Below are 20771 nucleotides of genomic sequence, written 5' to 3'. Positions count from 1 at the left end.
CAGAACGTAAATCGGAGGCTGACCCATGCTTCGCAAGCTGGCGGTCACGGCCGGTGTCGTGACCATTCTCGGCGTTGCCGCGTATTTCGCACCCCATGAAGCCCAGGCGGCTGGACTGCTGCCCTCGCTGCTGTTTTTGGCGTAACCGCGACAGGAAACTGAAGATCGGACGCATCCCGCCCTCAGATCCCCCGCCTTCCCTCCGGCACTGCCGGAGGGTTTTTCTTTTGCGCGAAGCCTCAGACCCGCTTCAGCCCTGCGGCCAGCGGCGCACGTCCACGAAGTGGCCGGCAATGGCCGCCGCCGCCGCCATGGCCGGCGAGACGAGATGCGTGCGGCCCTTAAAGCCCTGGCGCCCCTCGAAATTGCGGTTCGAGGTGGAGGCGCAGCGCTCCTCGGGAGCGAGCCGGTCGGCATTCATGGCGAGGCACATGGAGCAGCCCGGCTCGCGCCATTCGAAGCCGGCGGCGAGGAAGATCTTGTCCAGGCCTTCCGCCTCGGCCTGCGCCTTCACGAGGCCGGAGCCCGGCACCACCATGGCGTTCACATTGGCGTTCACCGTGTGGCCCGCAACGATCTTCGCCGCCTGCCGCAGATCCTCGATGCGCCCGTTGGTGCAAGAGCCGATGAACACTCGGTCGAGGCCGATGTCGGTGATCTTGGTGCCGGCGGTGAGGCCCATATAGGCCAGCGCGCGCTTCTTGGCGCCGCGCTTCACCTCGTCCTCGATCCGCTCGGGATCGGGCACGATGCCCTCCACCGAGATCACATCTTCGGGACTGGTGCCCCAGGAGACGATGGGCGGCAGGTTCGCGCCGTCGAGGCGGATCTCGCTGTCGAAGAAGGCGCGCTCGTCCGAGAGCAGCTTCTCCCAATAGCGCAGCGCCGCATCCCAGTCCGCGCCCTTGGGCGCCTTGGGGCGGTCCTTGATGTAGGCGAAGGTCTTCTCGTCGGGCGCCACCATGCCGGCGCGCGCGCCGCCCTCGATGGACATGTTGCAGACCGTCATGCGCCCTTCCATGGATAGGGAGCGCATGGCATCGCCAGCATATTCGATCACATAGCCGGTGCCGCCCGCCGTGCCGATGGTGCCGATGATGGCGAGCACCACGTCCTTCGCGCCGACGCCCTCGGGCAGCGGTCCATCGACCGTCACCCGCATGTTCTTCGCCTTCTTCTGGATCAGCGTCTGGGTGGCGAGCACATGCTCCACCTCTGATGTGCCGATGCCGTGGGCGAGGGCGCCGAACGCGCCGTGGGTCGAGGTGTGGCTGTCGCCGCAGACGATGGTGGTGCCGGGCAGGGTGAAGCCCTGCTCGGGGCCGATCACGTGGACGATGCCCTGGCGGACGTCGAAGCCGTCATAATATTCGATGCCGAAGTCGCGGGTGTTCTCCTCCAGCGCGGCGATCTGCGCGACGCTCTCCTCGTCGGGATTGGGCAACGTGCGGTCGGTGGTGGGGACGTTGTGGTCCACCACGGCAAGGGTCTTGTGCGGCGCGCGCACCTTGCGGCCGGTCATGCGCAGTCCCTCGAAGGCCTGAGGGCTCGTGACCTCATGGACGAGGTGGCGGTCGATATAGAGGAGGCAGGTGCCGTCCTCCTGGCGCTCCACGACGTGGTCGTCGAAAATCTTGTCGTACAGGGTGCGCGGGGCGCTGGTGGGGGCGTTCATGATTGTTCTGTCCTGAGGATCGTTCGCTCGGGCGCCGGATGCGCGCCGCCGAGCCTTGCCGATGACTGACGAGGAGAAGCTGTCAGGGACGAAGGGCGGCGAGCGCGGCGGTCGTGAAGCGGCCGAAGAAGCGGCCGGGCAAGCGCACATGATCCGGCACCGCTGCGAACTCCATGGTCGTGCGCGCGTAATGCCCGGCGGCGCAGAAGGCCTCCAGGGACGGACGCGGACGATGGATGCGTGAACCGATCATGACGTGTTTTTAGCAGTTCCAGCCTCGCGCGACAATGCGCCGCCCAGATGAGAAAAGCCGCGGTCTGCTGTGCATGCCGCGGCTCGATTTCGGTTCGGTCATGGCCGGGCTTGACCCGAAGTCGGATATTTCCGGCTTCGGTCTTTAAGGTTGGAAGTCCGCAACAGCCGACTTCCATGCCATCCACTGGGCTCCTCTGAGTGCAGCTTAAGGGGAGAGACGTGGATGCCCGGGACAAGCCCGGGCATGACGGTGCTCCTTGCTGCGCCGCCTCACTCCGCGGCGATGCGCACCTGGGGCTGGGCGTCGCGGACCGAAGGGGCCACGTGCTTCTCGAACTTCGAGAAGTTCTCCTGGAACATGGAGACCAGCTTGCGCGCCGTGGCGTCGAAGTCCGCTTTGTCCGCCCAGGTCTTGGAGGGATAGAGGATGTGCGGCTCGACTCCCGGCAGGGAGGTGGGCACCGCAAAGCCGAAATAGGGGTCGGTGCGGAACTGCACGTCCTTCAGCGAGCCGTCGAGGGCCGCCGAGAGCAGGGTGCGCGTGACCTTGATGGGCATGCGCCGGCCGACGCCGAACTTGCCGCCGGTCCAGCCGGTATTCACCAGCCAGCAGTCCACGCCATGCTTGGCGATGCGGTCGCGCAGCATGTTGCCGTAGACGGAAGGATGGCGCGGCAGGAAGGGGGCGCCGAAGCAGGTGGAGAAGGTCGCCTCCGGGTCCTTCACGCCCTTCTCCGTGCCGGCCACCTTGGCGGTGTAGCCGGAGAGGAAGTGATACATGGCCTGGTCGGGGGTGAGGCGCGCGATGGGCGGCATCACGCCGAACGCGTCCGCCACCAGCATGATGATGTTCTTGGGCTGGCCGGCAATGCCGGTCGGGCTCGCATTGGGGATGAAGTCGAGCGGGTAGCAGGAGCGGGTGTTCTGGGTGAGGCGCCCGTCGTCGAAGTCCGGCACATGGGTGACGGGATCGACGATCACATTCTCCAGGATCGTGCCGAAGCGGTTGGAGGCCGCGTAGATCTCCGGCTCGGCTTCCTGGGAGAGGTTGATGGTCTTGGCGTAGCAGCCGCCCTCGAAATTGAAGACGCCGTGATCGCCCCAGCCGTGCTCGTCATCGCCCAGCAGGGTGCGGTTCGGATCAGCGGAGAGCGTGGTCTTTCCGGTGCCGGAGAGGCCGAAGAAGATGGCCACATCCCCGTCCTTGCCCACGTTCGCCGAGCCGTGCATGGGCAGCACGCCCTTGGCCGGGAGCAGGTAGTTCAGGAAGGTGAAGACCGACTTCTTCATCTCGCCCGCATAGGACGAGTTGCCGATCAGCACGATGCCGCGCTTGAAGTTCACGGCGATGATGGTGTCCGAGCGCACGCCGTGGCGGGCGGGGTCCGCCTTGAAGCTCGGCAGGTCGATGATGGTCATATCAGGCACGAAGCTGTCGAGCTCGGACCGCTCGGGCCGGCGCAGCATGGTGCGGATGAAGAGGGAGTGCCACGCATACTCGGTATAGACGCGGGCCTTGATCTGGTAGCTGCGGTCGGCGCCGCCGTAGAGGTCCTGGGCGAACAGGGTCTTGCCCTCGGCCTGTTTCAGGAACTCCTCGTAGAGGACATCGAACTGGGCCTCGGTGATGGCGCCGTTATTGTCCCACCATACCTCGCCCTCGGTGGCCGCATCCTTGACCACGAACTTGTCCTTGGGGCTGCGGCCGGTATGCACGCCCGTCTCGGCGGCGATGGCGCCGCCATTGGTGAGGCGCGCCTCCCGGTTGGCGAGAGCGTGCTCGTAAAGCCCCGCCTCGGTGAGATTCCAGTGCACGCCGGTGAGGTGACGCAGCCCGAAGCTGTCCGCGCCGCAGGCGCTATTGCGTTGTCCAGTCTCGAGCACGGCTCGCCTCCTTGATTGCATCAACATGATGTTGGGCTCATCGCCCCGCCATCGCTGAGCTTTGGCGGAAGCGCGGAACTTAAAGCGGCGAGTTCCTTATGTGAACCGCTTACGAACCACTTCAAACCGATTAAATTTACACTTTTCGTCAGCCTCTCGCCTTGTGTACAAGTTCCACAAGAACTTCCCGCACCGCAACAACACTTGTGATGCGCTGCGGAAATTCGAGACGCTTCACCGAAGCGTCACGCATCAGGTCACACCCCAGCGGGTCGACTGCCAGCATGCGCCAGCCCGCGCCCTCGGCACCGAGCAGTTTTTGCGCATAAAGGTCGATGGCGTCCGCATGGTCCTCGTTCATGTGGGCGATGATGCCGTCCTGCGCGGCGCGCACCGCCTCGGCGCCGGCCCAGTCGATGGCGACTGCCTCCCCCGCCAAGGTCGAAATGCGCCCGAACCCCTGCACCAGATGGGCCTCCTCCATGGACAGCCGGTAGAAGCCGAAATCGGCGAAATCCGCATAAAGGGCGGCATCGCCGTGGCGCTCCAGGAAGCGCCGGCGCGCGTCCTGCTCCGATATCCCGGCTGCGCGGCCGATCAGGCTGGCGCGCGGCGCGTTCATGGGATCGCCCCTGGCGTCATCCACCAAAAGAAGTGAAACGCGGGGGTCACGCTTAAGGTTCCGCGTGTGGCGCGCGAGGTCCGAGAGGAGGAAAATCGGGGCTCCGGCCTCGTCCGGCGCCACCGCCACGAGGGAGGCATAGGGCGCGCCGCCCTCCTCCAGGGTTGCGAGGCTTCCGAAACGGGCCTCGTGGATGAGGCGGATCACGGTCGCGGAAGGCTCGGCAGGCATGTTCGTTCCTCGCTCGGCGCGACGCCATGCGACGTCGCTGCAATCCGCATTGTTGATAAAGGCTTTTCCAGCTATTTTAAGAGGTCGAACAGGCACGGTGTCACATTTCGGCCACGCGAACCGGCTTCACCGCTTACCGGCCACAGCGGCCGCCCGACGCTTGAAAGAGGTGTCATGCCCACAATCGCCCTCGTCGACGACGACCGCAACATCCTGACCTCCGTCTCCATCGCCCTGGAAGCGGAAGGCTACAGGATCGACACGTATACCGACGGGGCCTCCGCGCTCGACGGCTTCAAGACCAATCCGCCCGACCTCGCCATCCTGGACATCAAGATGCCGCGCATGGACGGGATGGAGCTGCTGCGCCGGGTACGCCAGAAGAACGACATGCCCGTCATCTTCCTCACCTCAAAGGACGAGGAGATCGACGAATTGTTCGGCCTCAAGATGGGCGCCGACGATTTCATCAAGAAGCCCTTCTCCCAGCGCCTGCTGGTGGAGCGCGTCAAAGCCGTGCTCCGCCGCTTCAGCGGCAAGGACGGCGCGGCGCCCCGCGAAGCGGACAGCGCCAAGGTTCTGGAGCGCGGCCTGCTGCGCATGGACCCCGAGCGCCACACCTGCACCTGGAAGAACGAGCCGGTGACGCTGACCGTCACCGAATTCCTGATCCTCCAGGCCCTCGCCCAGCGCCCCGGCGTCGTGAAAAGCCGCAACGCGCTCATGGACGCGGCCTATGACGATCAGGTCTATGTGGACGACAGGACCATCGACAGCCACATCAAGCGGCTGCGCAAGAAGTTCAAGTCGACCGACGACAATTTCGACATGATCGAAACCCTGTACGGGGTCGGCTATCGCTTCAAGGAAGCCTGAGGGCGGGCGCGAACCGGCGCGCTTCGACATGACCGCCGACGTGGAAAAGCTCCCCGAGGAGAAGCGGACGAAGCACGGCTTCGGCGTCCTCTCGACGCTGCGCCGCCTGCGCCGCTTCGTCGCGTTCAAGGGCTTCTCCAGCCTCACGCGGCGCATCGTCCTGCTCAATCTGGCGGGGCTTTGCGCGCTGGTCTCGGGCATCCTCTATCTCTCGGAATTCCGCGCCGGCCTCATCGACGCGCGCGTCCAGAGCCTCCTGGTCCAGGGCGAAATCATCGCTGCCGCCATCGCCGCCTCGGCGCAGGTGGAGACCAACGCCATCACCATCGATCCGGAGCGCCTTCTGGAGCTCCAGGCGGGCGACAGCTACGGCCCCTCGGAGGAAGGCTTCTCGCCGCTCGAATTCCCCATCAATCCCGAGCGCGTCGCCCCGGTCCTGCGCCGCCTCGTGGGGCCGACCCGCACCCGCGCCCGCATCTATGACCGCGACGGGATCATGCTGCTGGATTCCCGCTCGCTCTATTCGCGCGGCGAAATCCTTCGGTTCGACCTGCCCTCCCCCACCGAAACGCCCCCCGGCTTGTTCCATCGGGCCTGGCGCGGCGTGCAGAGCTGGATCGGGCGCGGAGAGCTGCCGCTCTACAAGGAACTGGGCCCGCAAAGCGGGAAGGAATATCCCGAGGTCGCCTCCGCAGCCCTCGGCCAGAAGGCGAGCGCCGTGCGGGTGGACGAGCGCGGACGCATCGTCGTCTCGGTGGCCGTGCCCATCCAGCGCTTCCGCGCCATCCTCGGCGTGCTGCTCCTCTCCACCCAGGGCGGCGAGATCGACGAGGCGGTGGAGGCGGAGCGCTTCGTCATCGTGCGGGTGTTCCTGGTGGCCGCCGCCGTCATGGTGCTGCTCTCCGTGCTGCTCGCCGGCACCATCGCCGATCCGGTGCGCAAGCTCGCCGACGCCGCGGAACGGGTGCGCCGGCGCATCAAGTCCCGCGTGGAGATCCCCGACTTCACCTCCCGCTCGGACGAGATCGGCCATCTCTCCGGCGCCCTCCGCGACATGACCAGCGCGCTCTACAACCGCATCGAGGCCATCGAGAGCTTCGCCGCGGACGTCGCCCACGAGCTGAAGAACCCTCTCACCTCCCTGCGCTCCGCCGTGGAGACCCTGCCGCTCGCCCGCAACGACACCTCCCGCGCCCGCCTGCTGGAGGTGATCCAGCACGACGTGAAGCGGCTCGACCGGCTCATTTCCGACATTTCCGACGCCAGCCGCCTGGACGCCGAGTTGCAGCGCCAGGAAGCGGGGAACGTGGACCTGAAGCAGCTTCTGGAAATGGTGGTGGGCATGGCGCAGGACGTGCGCCGGGACGACGGCGTCTCCGTCGCCCTGAAGTTCGAGCGCGCCCCCGGAGCGCCGCAGGATTTCACCATCATCGGCCACGCCTCGCGCCTCGGCCAGGTGGTGGACAATCTCGTCTCCAACGCCCGCTCCTTCTCCTCCCCCGACAGCACGGTCACGGTCACCTGCAAGCGCCTGAAAAGCGGCGTTGAGATCGTGGTGGAGGATGAGGGGCCGGGCATCCGCCCCGATGCGCTCTCGCGCATCTTCGAGCGCTTCTACACCGACCGGCCGCACCAGGGCTTCGGCCAGAATTCGGGCCTCGGCCTCTCCATTTCCCGGCAGATCGTCGAAGCCCATGGCGGGCGCATCTGGGCGGAGAACATCACCACCCCAGACGGCGAAGGCGGCGAGAAGGTGCTGGGCGCGCGCCTCGTGGCGCAACTGCCGAGCGGCTGACCATGGAGCCCGCCCCCACCATCCATGGAAGCTGCGTGCGGGTGGATGGCATGGGCGTGCTCATCCGCGGCGCCTCGGGAAGCGGCAAGTCCACCCTGGCGCTGCGGCTCATCCTCGACCCGCCCCGCGCTTTGCCCCCCGCCGAGCTGGTGGCCGACGACCGGGTCCGGCTCGAACTGGAAGGCGGCGCCCTCCTCGCCAGCCCGCCCGATGAATTGGCGGGCATGATCGAGATGCGCTATCTCGGCCTGCGCCGCCTGCCCTACTTCCAGAGAGTCCCGCTCCACTTCGTGCTGGACCTCGACGCCCCGGATGCCGAGCGCCTCCCCCGCGACGAAGGCGCGCATGTGATTTTGCAGGGCCAAAAGCTCTTTCGCATTGCCGTTCCACGGGGCTTCGACGCCGCCTTGCTGCTCGCGGCGGCGTTGCGAACGCAGAATTCCTGATCTCATTTGTGCTTTTGTGCGATGCACCCCTTGCGTAATTTTTGAGCCGCTCTGAATATGACGACCCCGCGACGGCGGGAGGCTTCCGCGCTTTTGGCAGGCGGAGGCGGAGGCAACATGATCGGTCTCGTGCTCGTAACCCACGGTCGGCTGGCGACGGAATTCTGTTCCGCGCTGGAGCATGTGATGGGGCCGCAGACTCAGGTCGCGGCGGTCACCATCGGTCCCGACGACGATATGGAGCGGCGGCGCCAGGACATTATCGATGCCGTCAGCCGGGTGCAGACCGGCCAGGGCGTGGTGATCCTCACCGACATGTTCGGCGGCACCCCCTCCAACCTCGCAATCTCGGTGATGAACGCACCCGACGTGGAAGTGGTGGCCGGCATCAACCTGCCCATGCTGGTGAAGCTCGCCAAAGTGCGCTCGGAACTGCCGCTTTCAGAGGCGGTCAACGTGGCCCAGGAAGCGGGCCGGAAATACATCAATGTCGCAAGCCGCGTCCTTGCCGGAAAATAACGCCGACCCCATCGCCGAGGCGTGCGGCGTGCCGGCGGCGGACGGCACGCTGGTGCGCGTGCTCCGCATCATCAACAAGCGCGGCCTGCATGCCCGCGCCTCCGCCAAATTCGTGCAGACGGTGGAGCGCTACGGCGCGGCGGTGAAGGTGTGCCGGAATGGCGAGGCGGTGGACGGCAATTCCATCATGGGCCTGCTCATGCTCGCGGCGGCGCCGGGCACCAGCGTGACGGTCACCGCCAGCGGAGCCGACGCTACGGAAGCCCTCGACGCGCTGGAAGCCCTGGTGGCCAATCGCTTCGGCGAAGAAGAATAAGCACGCGCCTCTTCCAATCACGCCCGCCGAAAGCCACATTTGCGTGAGGTAAAGCCGAAAGGCACGAGCCGCGCGGGCGAATCTGCGTCGCCGCGCCGGTCGTGAAGAGCATGTTCAGGCAGGACAGCGACCCCACCCCCGAACCGCGCCCCGCACCGCGCCGACGCGCGCGGCTGGGCCTGTCCGGCAAGCTGCTCATCCTCACCATCGTCTTCGTCACCCTGGCCGAGCTCGCCATCTTCGTGCCGTCCATGGCGAACTTCCGCCTCTCCTGGCTGTCCGACCGCATCGCCGCCGCCCGCACCGCGGCCCTGGTGCTGGAAGCCGCCCCCGAATCCACCGTGCCGCCAGAGCTTGCCCGGCAGATCCTCGACAGCGTGGGTGCCCAGCTCGTGGTGGTGAAGCGCGAGGACACCCGGCGGCTGCTCGCCATGTCCGACATGCCCCCCGCCATCGACCAGCATTTCGACATGCGCAACACGCCCTTCTGGCGCGCCGTGTTCGATGCGTTCGAGACGCTGCTGGCGGGCCGCAACCGCATGCTGCGCGTGGTGGCCGAGGCGCCGCGCGACGGCGACTTCCTGGAAATCGTGCTCAATGAGCGGCCCCTGCACCAGGCGATGCTGAAGTTCGCCGCCACCATCTTCCTCATCTCGTTCCTGATCTCGGCGGTGGCGGGCCTCCTCATCTATCTCAGCCTCAACACCCTGTTCGTGCGCCCCATGCGGCGCCTCACCGAGCGCATGGCGGCCTTCCGCGAGGACCCCGAGGACGCCTCCCGCATCATCGTTCCCTCCGGGCGCAACGACGAAGTGGGCATCGCCGAGGACGCGCTCGCCGAGTTGCAGCGCGGCCTCTCCCAGACCCTGGCGCAGAAGACCCATCTTGCCGCGCTGGGCCTTGCGGTGTCGAAGATCAACCACGATCTGCGCAACCTCCTGGCCTCGGTGCAGCTCATCTCCGACCGCCTCGCCGACGTGCCGGACCCCACCGTCCAGCGTGTCGCGCCCAAGCTCCTGGCGGCGCTCGACCGGGCCATCACTTATTGCGAGCAGACCCTCTCCTATGGCCGCGCGCAGGAGCCCCTGCCGGAGCGCCGCGACGTGGACGTGGCCGCCCTCATCGAGGAGGTGCGCGACACGCTGGGCCTCCAGCTGGACAGCCCCGTCCGCTGGATCGCCTCCCTGGAGCGCCCCCTCACCATGGATGCGGACCCGGACCAGCTGTTCCGCGTGCTGCTCAACCTCACCCGCAACGCCAAGGAGGCGCTGGAGGGCCGCGCGCCCAACGATCCCGCCCGCGACCAGATCCGCATCAGCGCCCGCCGGCGCGGCTCCGTGGTGGAGATCGAGGTGAGTGACACCGGGCCGGGCATTCCCGCGGCGCGGCGTGAGCAGCTCTTTTCCGCCTTCCGCGCCTCGGCGCGGCGCGGGGGCACGGGCCTCGGCCTGCCCATCGCGGACGAACTGGTGCGCGCCCATGGGGGGGATATCCGCCTCGTGGACGGCACCATCGGCGCCACCTTCCTCATCTCCATCCCCGACCGCCCGGCCGAGTTGCGGCAGCGTCCGCTGCGCGCCCGTGCATAAAGCTTGGGTTCGGGCCTTGCCTTGGGAAACAAAAAAGGGTACCTGACGCCCCTCGCTGGTGGCTTGCTGCTGCGAGCCCCTGGAGACCTCCCTCGGAGACCTCCTCCATGCCGGTTCCAACCGGCGGGGAAATAAGCGCCCGTAGCTCAGCTGGATAGAGCACCAGACTACGAATCTGGGGGTCAGGAGTTCGAATCTCTTCGGGCGCGCCATTTATTTCAGTGACCTAGCGGTCCATCCAACCGCAGACGTTCCCCATCGCATTCCCAAGGCTCTCCGGGGTGAACGAGCGTCAAGCTCGGGAGCGGCATTGCGCTTCAAGTCTCACTTTGCGCAATCGATGGCCTGAACCATCGCCTCCACGGCGGCGCCCGGCTTTAGGCCGCCTTCGCGCACCAGCGTCCGCCATGTGAAGAAACTCAGCGCCAGCTGCAGCACCGCGCGCTGCTTCGCGCCCAGCTTCGCGCCGAGCACCTCCCGGCAGGCGGCCATGGGCGGCCCGAGCCGCAGCTCCACAATCTCCCTGACAAGCGCGTGGCTTTCGGCGTCGCGGAGCACGCAGGCGGTCAGCGCCGCATTGCGCTCGTACCAGCCATAGATCGCGCGCAGACCCACCCGCCAGCGCTCGTGCTGATCCTCGATGGCGCGCCACGGATCGGCATCCGGCGGCGGATCGCGCTCGATCGCCAGCCCCGAACAGGCGAGGTAGAGGCTGCGCTCATCAGGGAAATGCGCATAGAGCGTATGGCGCTGAACCCCGGCGCGCTCCGCGACCATGCTGAAGGTCGTCAGCGCCGGGCCGATGCTGCCGTGCAGATCGACCGCAGCTTCGACGATGCGGCGCCGGGTTTCCGCCTGCTGCTCGGCGCGGCGCCTCAGGGTGTAGGTCCGTTTTTCTGATTTCAACTGCACGCTCATGTGTACCCAATATTGACGCGCTGGTCAATTTCCACTACACATATATGTATCGCGAAAATGCACCAGACGTCGACCACCCGGCCGCACCGGGAGTGGGGGGATCTCATCCAGCGATCGCATGGAGGAATTCGTGGAAACGAAGATCAGCGAAATCGCCGACGGCATCTATCGGCTCTCGACCTACGTGCCGCACATCGCGCCGCCCGCCGGCTTCACGTTCAATCAGTTTCTCATCCTCGCGGACGAGCCGCTGATGTTCCACACGGGCCTGCGGAAGATGTTTCCGCTCAACCGGGAGGCCCTCAGCCGCATCATCCCGCCCGAGCGGCTGCGCTGGATCGCGTTCGGCCATTTCGAGGCTGACGAGTGCGGCGCCATGAACGAATGGCTCGCGGCCGCGCCGCACGCAACGCCGGCCCACGGCCACACCGGCTGCATGGTCTCGCTCGACGACTTCGCGGATCGCACGCCGCGCGAACTGAATGATGGCGAAGTGATCGATCTCGGCGGCAAGCGCGTCCGCTTCATCGACACGCCGCATACCCCTCACGGCTGGGACGCCGGCGTGCTGTATGAGGAAACGACGCGCACGCTGATGTGCGGGGACCTGTTCACCCAGCTCGGCAACGGCAAGGGGCTGACCGAGGGCGATATTGTCGGGCCGGCGATTGCAGCTGAGGACCTGTTCAAATATTCCAGCCTCAATCCGGACATGGGCGCCACGATCCGGGGCCTGTCCGAGCTCGCGCCGCGCACGCTGGCGCTCATGCACGGCCCCTCGTTCACCGGAGACGGCGGCGCGGCCCTGCGCGCCCTGGCGGATGATTATGACCGCCGCGTTTGCGATCGGGGGTTCAGCGCCCGTCCCGAGGCAGCCGGCTGAGCCGCCGGCCCGGCGCGACGACCGGAGCGCGGAACGACGGCCTCAAGAGCTGGTGGCGCGACCCTCGATCTTCGAGAGAAGGTCGGCCCATTGCGAAGAGATGATCTGTTTCCTCCTGGCGTTATGCGCGCTCATCCTGGTCGACACCCCGTCGAGGTCGGTGTCCCGAAGCACTGTTCGCAGGTGGTCAAAGGAATCGAAATACACCAAGTGAGGCATGATATCGGTTTGGTAGAAATCGGCGAACCGCAACCAGTGGCTCACGCTGTCCGGATTCTTGAAATCGTTCGGATCGAGCGGCGCGGCCATGATGGATGAGCCGGATTCCAGTTTGAGAACCTGGTTGAAGCTGATCTCCGACAGGACGCCGGCATCGCCATGGGCCCCATAGAGATCCATGAGGAATTCGAAGCTCGGGAAGAACAGGGGGATGCCGGCGGCATACTGCTCGAAGATCGACATCACCGAAGCGTTGTAGGGGATGTGGACGATGCCTCGGTATGTGCCGATCGCCTCCCAGCCGAACCCATGCTCCCTTGGCAGAAACGGCACCCGGTTCAGGAGGCGGCGGAACCTGTTCGGCTTGAGCCTGTCCTTGTCCAACATATGGGGCGGCAGCTCTTGTTGCTTGAACTTTGACCAGTAGAGAAACGTATCGCTTCCGGGCTGGTAGCTCGCCCCTGTGTAATCGCAGTAATTCGAGATGGTCGGCCAGGATCGGCCGGTGAAAGCCTCCGCATAGGCCGCGTCGTATCGGTTGTTCGACAGGGGGATGATGAGGCCGCTATCGATGCCGCGCTGGAGGAACCCGTTGAATGCCCGCCACTTTTCTGGCTGGTCCGTGAAGGGATGCTCGTAGCGGGTGGAGGCGATGGTGATGATCGGCTTGTTCCACCGCTCATAAAGCATGGCGAAACAGGGCGAGTGGGTCACGATGAACCCGTCATACCGCGCAAGCTCGTCCTTGTAGCGGTCATAGAACGCATCGCACATGGCCCGATCGATGGACCGCCAGTTCAAATGGTTGATGACGTCGACCTTGTCCCTCTCCCGGCCCAGGACCCAGGCATGCCCGGACAATGTCCAGTCGGTCACCTCGTGGCCGAGCGTGGCGAAGATGCGCTTGATGTCACTGATGATGGCGATGTGGAGGTCGAGATTGAAGAAATGCACGATCCGCTCCAGGCGCCGCCCTCATCCCATCGCCACATAGGATGAAATCATTTCATAAAGACGTCAGCGCTCCTGTCGTGCCTCTCATGCGGTGAAAGCCGGGGCCGGAAAGGCGCAATGCGCTTTCCGGCCTCGGTGTGTCGGGCATGGCCCTCAGATCAGGCCGCCATTGGGCTGGATCACCTGTCCATGCACCCAGGACGCCTTGTCCGAGGCCAGGAAGGCGACCACGGCGCCGATCTCCTCGGGCTTGCCCACCCGGTTGAACGGGCTCATGGCCGCCGAGCGGCTCACCGCCTCCGCGTTCTTGCCGGCGCGGAACAGGTCCGTGTCCACCGGGCCGGGGGCTACCGCATTCACCCGCACGCCGCGCGGCGCCAGCTCCTTGGCCATGGAGCGCACGAGGCACTCCACCGCCGCCTTGGTGGCGCTGTAGGGGCCGATGCCCGGCGCCGCATGACGCACCAGCGAGGTGGTGAGCGCGATAATCGCGCCGTGGTCCTGAACCTTGCGCGCTGCCTCCGCCAGGATGTTGAAGGCGCCGACGATGTTCACTTCCACGAGGCGCCGGAAATCCTCCGGGGAGAATTGCGCCATGGGGGCCGGGGGCACGTTGATGCCCGCATTGGCCACCACCACGGTCGGCCGCGCGCCGAAGTCCCGCTCCACCGCCGCGAACGTCTCCGCCACCTGCGCGGGATCACCGATATCGGCGCGATAGGCCTTTGCGCCGGCAGGGGTCTCGCCGGCGTCGTTCACATAGGTATAGGCCACTTCGAAGCCGTCAGCGGCGAGCGCCCGGACGCAGGCCGCGCCGATGCCGCGCGAGCCGCCGAACACGAGGGCAATATTACCAGCCATCTCAAATCCTCACTTTGCATCCGGCTGCGCCGGGCCATCTCACTGGGTCGAAATCGTCACGATCCGTTCTTCGGTCATCTCGTGCACGGTGTAATGCGGCCCCTCCCGCCCGAAGCCGCTGTCCTTGGAGCCGCCATAGGGCATCAGGTCCACGCGGGAGGAAGAGGTCTCGTTGATGTGGACGCCGCCCACCTCCAGCCGCTCCGCCGCCTTCAGCGCGTCGAGCAGGCGGTTGGTGAAGATGCCCGAGGCGAGCCCGTAAGGCGTCGCGTTCACCCGCTCGATGGCCTCGTCCAGCGTGTCGAAGGGCAGGATGCACACCACCGGTCCGAAGATTTCGCAGCAGCCGACGCGCATGGACGTGTCGATGCCAGAGAGCAAGGTCGGCGGGATCACCGAGCCCGCGCGCGGGCCGCCGGCAAGGCGCGTCGCGCCCTTCGCCACGGCCTCCTCGACCCAGGCCTCGATGCGCACCGCCTCCTTCTCGCTGATGACGGGGCCGACCTCGGTCTTGGGGTCGTGCGGGTCGCCGTAATTGAGCGCCTTCACAAGGGGCGTGAGGCGCCGGGCGACCTCGTCCGCGATCCTCCGGTGCACCAGCAGCATCTGCACCGAGGTGCACACCTGCCCGGCCTTGCGAAAGCCGGCGCCCGCCACCTTGGGCAGCGCCTTGTCGAGGTCCGCATCGTCGCAGAGGATGGTGAAGGCGATGGAGCCCAGCTCCATCTGGGTGCGCCGCAGCCCCGCCGCCTGCTGGATGGAGCGACCCACCTCCGTGCTGCCGGTGAAGGCGAAGAACCGCACCCGCTCGTCGGCGAGCAGCGCCTGCGTCGCCTCGGCGCGGGTGTGGGCGAGGGAGAGGAAGCCCGCGGGAATGCCCGCCTCCACCAGCACCTCGGTGAGGAGAAGCGCGGTGATGGGCGTGGCGCTCGCCGGCTTCAGCACCACCGCATTTCCGGCGGCGAAGGCGGGCGCCACCTTGTGGGTCACGGTGTTGAGCGGCGAGTTGAAGGGTGTGATGGCCACCACGACGCCCAGCGGCACCCGCAGCGTGAAAGCGAGACGCCCCGCCTGACGCGGCGCGCCGGCCATGGGGATGACGTCGCCGGCCAGCCGCCGCGCCTCCTCTCCGGAGAGCTTCAGCGTCTGGATGCAGCGCGAGACCTCGCCATTGGCATCGAACTCGGTGAAGCCGGCTTCCGCCTGCATGGCCTGCACGAAGTCGGCGCGGCGCGCCTCCACCAGCGCTGCCGCCCGGTCGAGCACGGCGCCGCGCTCATAGGGCGTCGGCACGCCGCGCCTAAAGGCGGCATGGGCCGTGTCGATCATGCGCGCCACCTGGGCGGGCGTTGCGCTGGCGAAGGTGACGAAGGGGGTCAGATGGTACTTGTCCAGCACCGTGATGGGCTCACCCTCGCCCTTGGTCCACACGCCGTCGATGAGAAGCGCGTCGGGACGTCCACTTACAGCCACAGGATTTCCTTCCGGTAGTCGAGATTGGTGAAAAGCTTTTCGGACCCGCCCTCGTGGAACACCGCGCCGCGCTCCAGCGCGAACACCCGATCTGCGAGGGCGAGAACAAGGTCGAGATTGTGCTCGACGATGAGGATGGGCAGCTCACGGCGGAGCTGGTCGAACACCTTGAACAGGTCCTCGATCACCGCCGGGGCGAGGCCCTCGAAGGGCTCGTCCAGGAGCAGCAGGCGCACATTGCCGGAGAGCGCGCGCGCCACCGCCAGCATCTGCTGCTCGCCGCCGGACATGTAGTCGGCGGGCGTGTTGAGGCGGGCCTTGAGCACCGGGAACATCTCGAAGATGCGCTCTTCGCTCCAGACCGTTCCGGTGGTGCCGTCGGTCTTGCGGGCGAGGCGGCCGAGCGCGAGGTTCTCCCGCACGCTCATGCCGGCGAACAGGCCGCGCCCCTGGGGCACATAGCCGATGCCGAGGCGGGCGATGTCGGGGGCCGGCAGGCCCACCAGCTCGCGCCCGTCGAAGCGGATGCTGCCGGAGCGGGCGGGCACGAGGCCGGCAAGGGTCTTCAGAAGCGTGGACTTGCCCGCGCCGTTGCGGCCCAGCAGCGCGACGATCTCGCCCTCGCGCACGTTGAGCTCAACGTCGTTGAGGATGTGGCTCTTGCCGTAGAAGGTGTTGACCTTGTCCACCTCCAGGACAATCGGGCGCGGCCCTGCCCCGCCGGCGGCGCGGCCCACCACGGCGGGCGTGCCGGAGCCGGTATAGACCTCCTGCACCCGTTTATCTTTGCGCACCGCATCCGGCACGCCGGTCATCAGGACCTCGCCCTGGTTCATCACCGTGACGCGGCTGGAGAAGGCGAGGATGCGGTCGATGTCGTGCTCCACCATGAGCACGGGCACATTGGCGGCGATGGTGCGCACCAGCCGGCAGACCCGCTCGCGCTCGGCGGCGGCGAGGCCCGCCAGTGGCTCGTCCAGCAGTAGCACCTGAGGCTTCAGGGCGAGCGCGATGCCGAGGTCCACCAGCCGCTGGCCGCCATAGGAGAGATCGCCCGCCTTGATCTCCTCGATGCCTTCCAGGCCGAGGAACTTCATCAGTGCGGCCGTCTCCGTATGGACGTGTGCGTAGCCGTCCACGTCGCGCCAGATGTTGAAGCGCCCTGCATGGGTCGCCTGCACCGAGAGGCGCAGATTCTCGTAGATGGAAAGCCCGTTGAACAGGCTGGTGATCTGGAATGAGCGGGCAAGGCCCCGGCCGGAGATGCGGTGGGCGGGCAACCCCGCCACCGAGGCACCCTTGAGGCGGATAGTGCCACTGTTGGGGCCGAACATGCCGGAGATGAGATTGAAGGTGGTGGTCTTGCCCGCGCCGTTGGGGCCGATGAGGGCATGGATCTCGCCCGCATCCACGGTGAGCGAGACATCGTTCACCGCCCGGATGCCGCCGAAATGCTTGGAGACGTGGGAGACCTCCAGCACGGTGCCGATGCGGCTCTCGGGGCGCAGGAATTCGGGCAGCGGCAGGCCCTCATAGATCTTGCGCTTGCTCATGGCCGCGCTGTCCTGCACCGGCGGACGGACGCGGCGCTTGATCTCGCCCCAGATGCCCACCAGCCCCTCGGGCGAGAAGATGATGAAGCCGATGAAGATGAGGCCGAACCAGAGTAGCCAGTTGGCGGTCCAGATGGACAGGAACTCGCGGAAGATGATGTAGAAGACCACGCCCAGCGCCGGGCCGAGGATGTTATGCATCCCGCCGATGACCACCATGGCGAGGAACGCGCCGGAGAGCGGCACGGAGATGGCTTCCGCCGTGACGATATAGTGCAGGAAGACCGACAGGGCACCGCCGAAGCCCGTCACCACCGCCGAGATGATGAAGGCCACCAGCTTGTAGCGGTCCACATTGTAGCCCTGGAAGGTGGCGCGCAGCTGGTTCTCGCGGATGGCGGTGAGCACATGCCCGAAGGGCGAGCGTTCCACCCGCAGCATGAAATAGAGCACCCCGAGGCCGAGCACGGCGGTGAGGGTGTAGAAGGCGATGGGATCGTCGAAATTGATGGGGCCAAGGGTGCCGCGCTGAAGGCCGCCGAGCCCGTCCTCGCCGCCCGTCACCTCGGTCCAGCGGAATGCCACCGTGTAGCCGAGCGCCGACAGTGCCAGCGTCAGAAGCGCGAAATAGACGCCGCGCCGGCGCAGGATGAGCGCGCCGATCACCGCCGAGGCCGCCGCCACGAAGATGAGGGAGAACAGAAGCGGCAGCGCCATCTCGCCGGGAAACCAGGAGCGTTGGGCGATGGCCGCGGCATAGGCGCCGAGGCCGAACCAGGCTCCATGGCCGAACGAGGTGAGGCCGGTATAGCCCACCAGAAGATTAAGCCCCAGTGCGGAGATGGAGAGCACCACCACGACGGTGGCGATGTTCACCGTGAGCCCGATGGCGGGCAGCACGATGGGCAGCGCCACGAGCGCCAGCGCGCCGATCCACAAGGGGCGGGATTTGGCGAGGAGCGGGTTCATTATTCGAACTTCTCGATGCGTTCGCCCAACAGTCCGCGCGGGCGCAGCAGCAGCACCAGGAACATGAGGATGTACATGGAGGCTTCGCCCGCGGCGGGCAGGAAGTGGATGGTGAGGCCGCGCACCACCCCCACCAGCATGGCTGCTGCGACCACGCCCCAGAAGCTGCCGAGCCCGCCGATCACCACCACCACGAAGGCCACGGTCATGATCTCCGCGCCCATGGCGGGATGGACGGTGGTGATGGGCGCGAACAGCGCGCCGCCCAGCGCCGCCATGGCGACGCCCAGCACGACGATGGAGGTCATGTAGGGCTGGAGGCGGATGCCCAGCGCCGCCACCATGTCCGGCTTCTGCACGCCGGCGCGCACCACGCTGCCGAAAGAGGTTTTGTTGAGCAGCACCCAGATGCAGGCCAGCATCAGTGCGACGATGGCCAGCAGCAGCAGGCGATAGCGGGAGAACAGGAGGTCGCCCACCATCACCGGGCCCTTCAGCTCCGGCGGCATGGTCACCGCGATGGGCGCGGCGCCCCAGACCATGCGGATCACCTGCTCCGTCACCATGGCGAGGCCGAAGGTGACGAGAAGGCTGAGGATGGGATCGGCCCGGTAGAACCGGCGCAGCAGGAAGCGCTCGAAGGCGATGCCCAGCAGCCCCACCGCCACCGGCGAGAGCACCACGGCCGGCCCGAAGCCCAGGCGGTCGCGGATCTCCACCGCCGCATAGGCGCCGAGCGCATAGAAGGCGCCATGCGCAAGGTTCACCACGCCGCCCACGCTGAAGATCAGCGACAGGCCGAGCGCGATAAGCAGATAGTAGCCGCCGAGCACGAGGCCGTTCACGACCTGCTCGAACAAGAACACGAATTCCATTCCCGGTCCCGGGTCAGGGGGTTGGATGGCGGGCGCGGCGCGCCCGCCTCTCAGGGTCTCAGAGGCTGCACGGGTTCTGCTCGCGGGTGGGGTAGATGCTCTCCAGCGGCTCGTTGGGGTTCGGCACGGCGGCGCCGAGCTGGAGCATGTCCCACTTGTCCTTGATGTCCTTCTTCGGCTTCACCGAGAAGGGATAGGCCTCCTGGATCAGCTGGTGATCCCAGGAGCGGAAATAGGCCTTGCGGGCTTTCAGGATGTCGAACTCCGCGCCCTTCTCCAAATGGGCGATGAGCACGTCCGTGTCGGTGGACTTGGTCTCGTTCATGGCCTGCGCCATGAGCTTGAGCGTGATGTACTCGATCCAGGCATGGTTCTCGGGCGGCTTGCCGTTCTTCTTGGTGAACTTCTCCACGAAGGCCTTGGAGGCAGGGGTATCGAGCGTGTGATACCAGACCGTCGGCCAGGTGCCGGACAGGTTGCCCTCGCCCGCCGCCCAGGCATCCGCCGTGTTCAGATTGAACCCGACGATGGGGTAAGGCAGGCCGAACTCGGCATATTGCTTGATGAGGTTCGTCACCTGGTTGCCCGCGAGATTCGAGCAGACCACGTCCGGCCGCGCCTGCCGGATCTTCAGCAGATAGGGGCTGAAATCGGTGACGTCGGTCGCCACCAGTTCATCGCCCACCAGGTTGCCCCCATGGGCGGAGAAGAACGCCTTCGCCGCGCGCAGAAGGTCGTGGCCGAACACGTAATCGGCGGTGAGGGTCACGAACTTCTTGCCCTTCACCATGTTGTCGCGCAGCAGCGCGCTGCCCACCGCGTTGACCATCACCGTGTTGGGGATGTCCACGCAGAACATGTATCTGTTGCAGCTCTTGCCGCGCAGTGTGTCCGAGCGCGCGCCGATGGACAGGAACAGCCGCTTGTTGCGGGCGGCCACCTGCGAGATGGCGAGCGCGGAGGCCGAGGAGATCTCGCCCATCAGCATGGTGGCGCCGTCCCGGTCCAGCATGCGCTGGGCCTTGGTGGCGGCGGTGTCGGGATTGATGGAATCCTCGGAGATGACCTGGATCCGCCGGCCCATCACGCCGCCGGCCGCATTGATCTCCTCCTCCGCCATCCGGATGCCCAGCACCGCATAGTCGCCGAGCGCGCCGAGAAAGCCGGTCATGGGGGTGAGATGGCCGATGCGGATGACATCGCTCTGCGCCTTGGCGATGGCGGGAAAGCCAAGCGCGGCGGCCGCGCCGAGGCCGGCGCCGAGCTTGAGGGTGCTGCGCCGGCTGACCCCGCCGGCTGCTGGTTCATGATGCGTCGTGCGGTTCGTCATGCTGCTTCCTCCAGACTGGAACGGCTCTTGCGGCCGTCTTCTTTGATCAGCTTGTCTTTGCACGGTGTCTTGGCGCGCACCGCGCCCGTCAGTCGTCCTGTGTTGGCGTTGTGACGACGAGGAAGACGAGGTCCGTCAGGCCCGAATTGGCGATGTTGTGGGAGACGCCGGGCGGCAGGTAGATCACGTCGTGCTTGCGCACCACGTAGGATTTACCGTCGATCTCCATGAGCCCCTCGCCGTCGATGACGTGGTAGATCTGCTCCTGGACCTTGTGGCTGTGCACCGCCACGTGGGCCATGGGCTGGTACATGGAGATGCGGTAGTCCAGCAGCTTGGTGGGGGCCGTCCCCGGCTGCACCAGGGGCTTCGACAGGGCCCCGCCGAAATGGTTCGGGAACTCCAGCCACGGCACCTCGGCGATGTTGCGGATGGACCAGCCGCCCTTGCCCTCGATCATCTCATCCTCCCAGGAAAAATATCGCGCGTTCGAGCCTTTGCCGCGCGCGCCGTGCACGAGCGGCTGCT

General features: G+C 66.5%; 19 protein-coding genes and 1 tRNA gene. 8 read left to right on the top strand and 12 right to left on the bottom strand.

Annotated elements, in window-relative coordinates; translation table 11 throughout:
• Positions 1 to 250: 250 nt before the first annotated feature.
• From leuC to ABLE91_RS12615, 4 genes are all read right to left on the bottom strand, one after another.
• A complete protein-coding gene (gene leuC, locus ABLE91_RS12630; RefSeq protein ID WP_348931171.1) occupies positions 251 to 1675 on the bottom strand; it encodes a 3-isopropylmalate dehydratase large subunit in 1425 nt (474 codons plus the stop codon).
• Between the two features lie 82 nt (positions 1676 to 1757).
• The gene (locus ABLE91_RS12625) at positions 1758 to 1928 is read right to left on the bottom strand and encodes a hypothetical protein (protein WP_348931170.1); all 171 of its coding nucleotides are present in this window, start codon (positions 1926 to 1928) and stop codon (positions 1758 to 1760) included.
• Between the two features lie 272 nt (positions 1929 to 2200).
• Positions 2201 to 3814, bottom strand: coding sequence for a phosphoenolpyruvate carboxykinase (locus ABLE91_RS12620; protein ID WP_510181935.1), 1614 nt, complete (start codon positions 3812 to 3814; stop codon positions 2201 to 2203).
• A gap of 148 nt (positions 3815 to 3962) precedes the next feature.
• Positions 3963 to 4667 carry a HugZ family pyridoxamine 5'-phosphate oxidase gene (locus ABLE91_RS12615; RefSeq protein ID WP_348931169.1) on the bottom strand — a complete coding sequence of 235 codons (705 nt, stop codon included), beginning with the start codon at positions 4665 to 4667 and terminating at the stop codon, positions 3963 to 3965.
• 174 nt (positions 4668 to 4841) lie between these two features.
• Here ABLE91_RS12615 and ABLE91_RS12610 point away from each other — a divergent pair, with 174 nt between their 5' ends.
• From ABLE91_RS12610 to ABLE91_RS12580, 7 genes are all read left to right on the top strand, one after another.
• Positions 4842 to 5543 carry a response regulator transcription factor gene (locus ABLE91_RS12610; protein WP_348931168.1) on the top strand — a complete coding sequence of 234 codons (702 nt, stop codon included), beginning with the start codon at positions 4842 to 4844 and terminating at the stop codon, positions 5541 to 5543.
• 28 nt (positions 5544 to 5571) lie between these two features.
• Positions 5572 to 7338, top strand: coding sequence for a sensor histidine kinase (locus ABLE91_RS12605; protein WP_348931167.1), 1767 nt, complete (start codon positions 5572 to 5574; stop codon positions 7336 to 7338).
• A gap of 2 nt (positions 7339 to 7340) precedes the next feature.
• A complete protein-coding gene (locus ABLE91_RS12600) occupies positions 7341 to 7784 on the top strand; it encodes an HPr kinase/phosphorylase (protein ID WP_348931166.1) in 444 nt (147 codons plus the stop codon).
• Positions 7785 to 7901: 117 nt separating this feature from the next.
• Positions 7902 to 8303: a PTS sugar transporter subunit IIA gene (locus tag ABLE91_RS12595; RefSeq protein ID WP_348931165.1), complete on the top strand. Its 402-nt coding sequence runs from the start codon at positions 7902 to 7904 to the stop codon at positions 8301 to 8303.
• On the top strand, positions 8272 to 8619 hold the full coding sequence (locus tag ABLE91_RS12590) for an HPr family phosphocarrier protein (RefSeq protein ID WP_348931164.1): 348 nt from the start codon (positions 8272 to 8274) through the stop codon (positions 8617 to 8619). Before ABLE91_RS12595 ends, ABLE91_RS12590 begins: the two co-directional genes overlap by 32 nt.
• Before the next feature lie 110 nt (positions 8620 to 8729).
• Positions 8730 to 10208: a sensor histidine kinase gene (locus ABLE91_RS12585; protein WP_348931163.1), complete on the top strand. Its 1479-nt coding sequence runs from the start codon at positions 8730 to 8732 to the stop codon at positions 10206 to 10208.
• A 135-nt stretch (positions 10209 to 10343) separates the two neighbouring features.
• A tRNA-Arg gene (locus tag ABLE91_RS12580) sits at positions 10344 to 10420 on the top strand.
• 112 nt (positions 10421 to 10532) lie between these two features.
• On the opposite strand, the gene ABLE91_RS12575 is transcribed toward ABLE91_RS12580, so the two are convergent.
• Entirely contained in the window at positions 10533 to 11126 is a 594-nt protein-coding gene (locus ABLE91_RS12575) for a TetR/AcrR family transcriptional regulator (RefSeq protein ID WP_348931162.1), read from the bottom strand.
• Positions 11127 to 11256: 130 nt separating this feature from the next.
• Between ABLE91_RS12575 and ABLE91_RS12570 the strand changes: the two genes are divergently transcribed.
• A complete protein-coding gene (locus ABLE91_RS12570) occupies positions 11257 to 12009 on the top strand; it encodes an oxygen-binding di-iron domain-containing protein (RefSeq protein WP_348931161.1) in 753 nt (250 codons plus the stop codon).
• A 42-nt stretch (positions 12010 to 12051) separates the two neighbouring features.
• Here ABLE91_RS12570 and ABLE91_RS12565 read toward each other — a convergent pair whose 3' ends face one another.
• The 7 genes from ABLE91_RS12565 to ABLE91_RS12535 all read right to left on the bottom strand — a co-directional run bounded on the left by ABLE91_RS12565 (position 12052) and on the right by ABLE91_RS12535 (position 20703).
• Positions 12052 to 13182, bottom strand: coding sequence for a hypothetical protein (locus ABLE91_RS12565; RefSeq protein ID WP_348931160.1), 1131 nt, complete (start codon positions 13180 to 13182; stop codon positions 12052 to 12054).
• A 153-nt stretch (positions 13183 to 13335) separates the two neighbouring features.
• A complete protein-coding gene (locus tag ABLE91_RS12560) occupies positions 13336 to 14043 on the bottom strand; it encodes an SDR family oxidoreductase (protein ID WP_348931159.1) in 708 nt (235 codons plus the stop codon).
• Between the two features lie 39 nt (positions 14044 to 14082).
• Positions 14083 to 15516, bottom strand: a complete 1434-nt coding sequence (locus ABLE91_RS12555) for an aldehyde dehydrogenase family protein (RefSeq protein WP_348931158.1) — start codon at positions 15514 to 15516, stop codon at positions 14083 to 14085.
• Entirely contained in the window at positions 15507 to 18038 is a 2532-nt protein-coding gene (locus tag ABLE91_RS12550; RefSeq protein WP_348931157.1) for a branched-chain amino acid ABC transporter ATP-binding protein/permease, read from the bottom strand. Before ABLE91_RS12550 ends, ABLE91_RS12555 begins: the two co-directional genes overlap by 10 nt.
• Complete coding sequence (locus ABLE91_RS12545; protein WP_348931156.1) at positions 18038 to 18913, bottom strand: branched-chain amino acid ABC transporter permease; 876 nt, start codon at positions 18911 to 18913, stop codon at positions 18038 to 18040. Before ABLE91_RS12545 ends, ABLE91_RS12550 begins: the two co-directional genes overlap by 1 nt.
• A gap of 58 nt (positions 18914 to 18971) precedes the next feature.
• Complete coding sequence (locus ABLE91_RS12540) at positions 18972 to 20243, bottom strand: ABC transporter substrate-binding protein (protein WP_348931155.1); 1272 nt, start codon at positions 20241 to 20243, stop codon at positions 18972 to 18974.
• Between the two features lie 88 nt (positions 20244 to 20331).
• A complete protein-coding gene (locus ABLE91_RS12535) occupies positions 20332 to 20703 on the bottom strand; it encodes a cupin domain-containing protein (RefSeq protein ID WP_348931154.1) in 372 nt (123 codons plus the stop codon).
• Positions 20704 to 20771 lie beyond the last annotated feature (68 nt).

It is taken from the genome of Aquabacter albus (assembly GCF_040049275.1).
In the GTDB taxonomy this organism is placed as follows: Bacteria; Pseudomonadota; Alphaproteobacteria; order Rhizobiales; family Xanthobacteraceae; genus Aquabacter.
The sequence above is the reverse complement of the archived record's forward strand: the minus strand, read 5'-3'. Positions and strand labels throughout refer to the sequence as shown.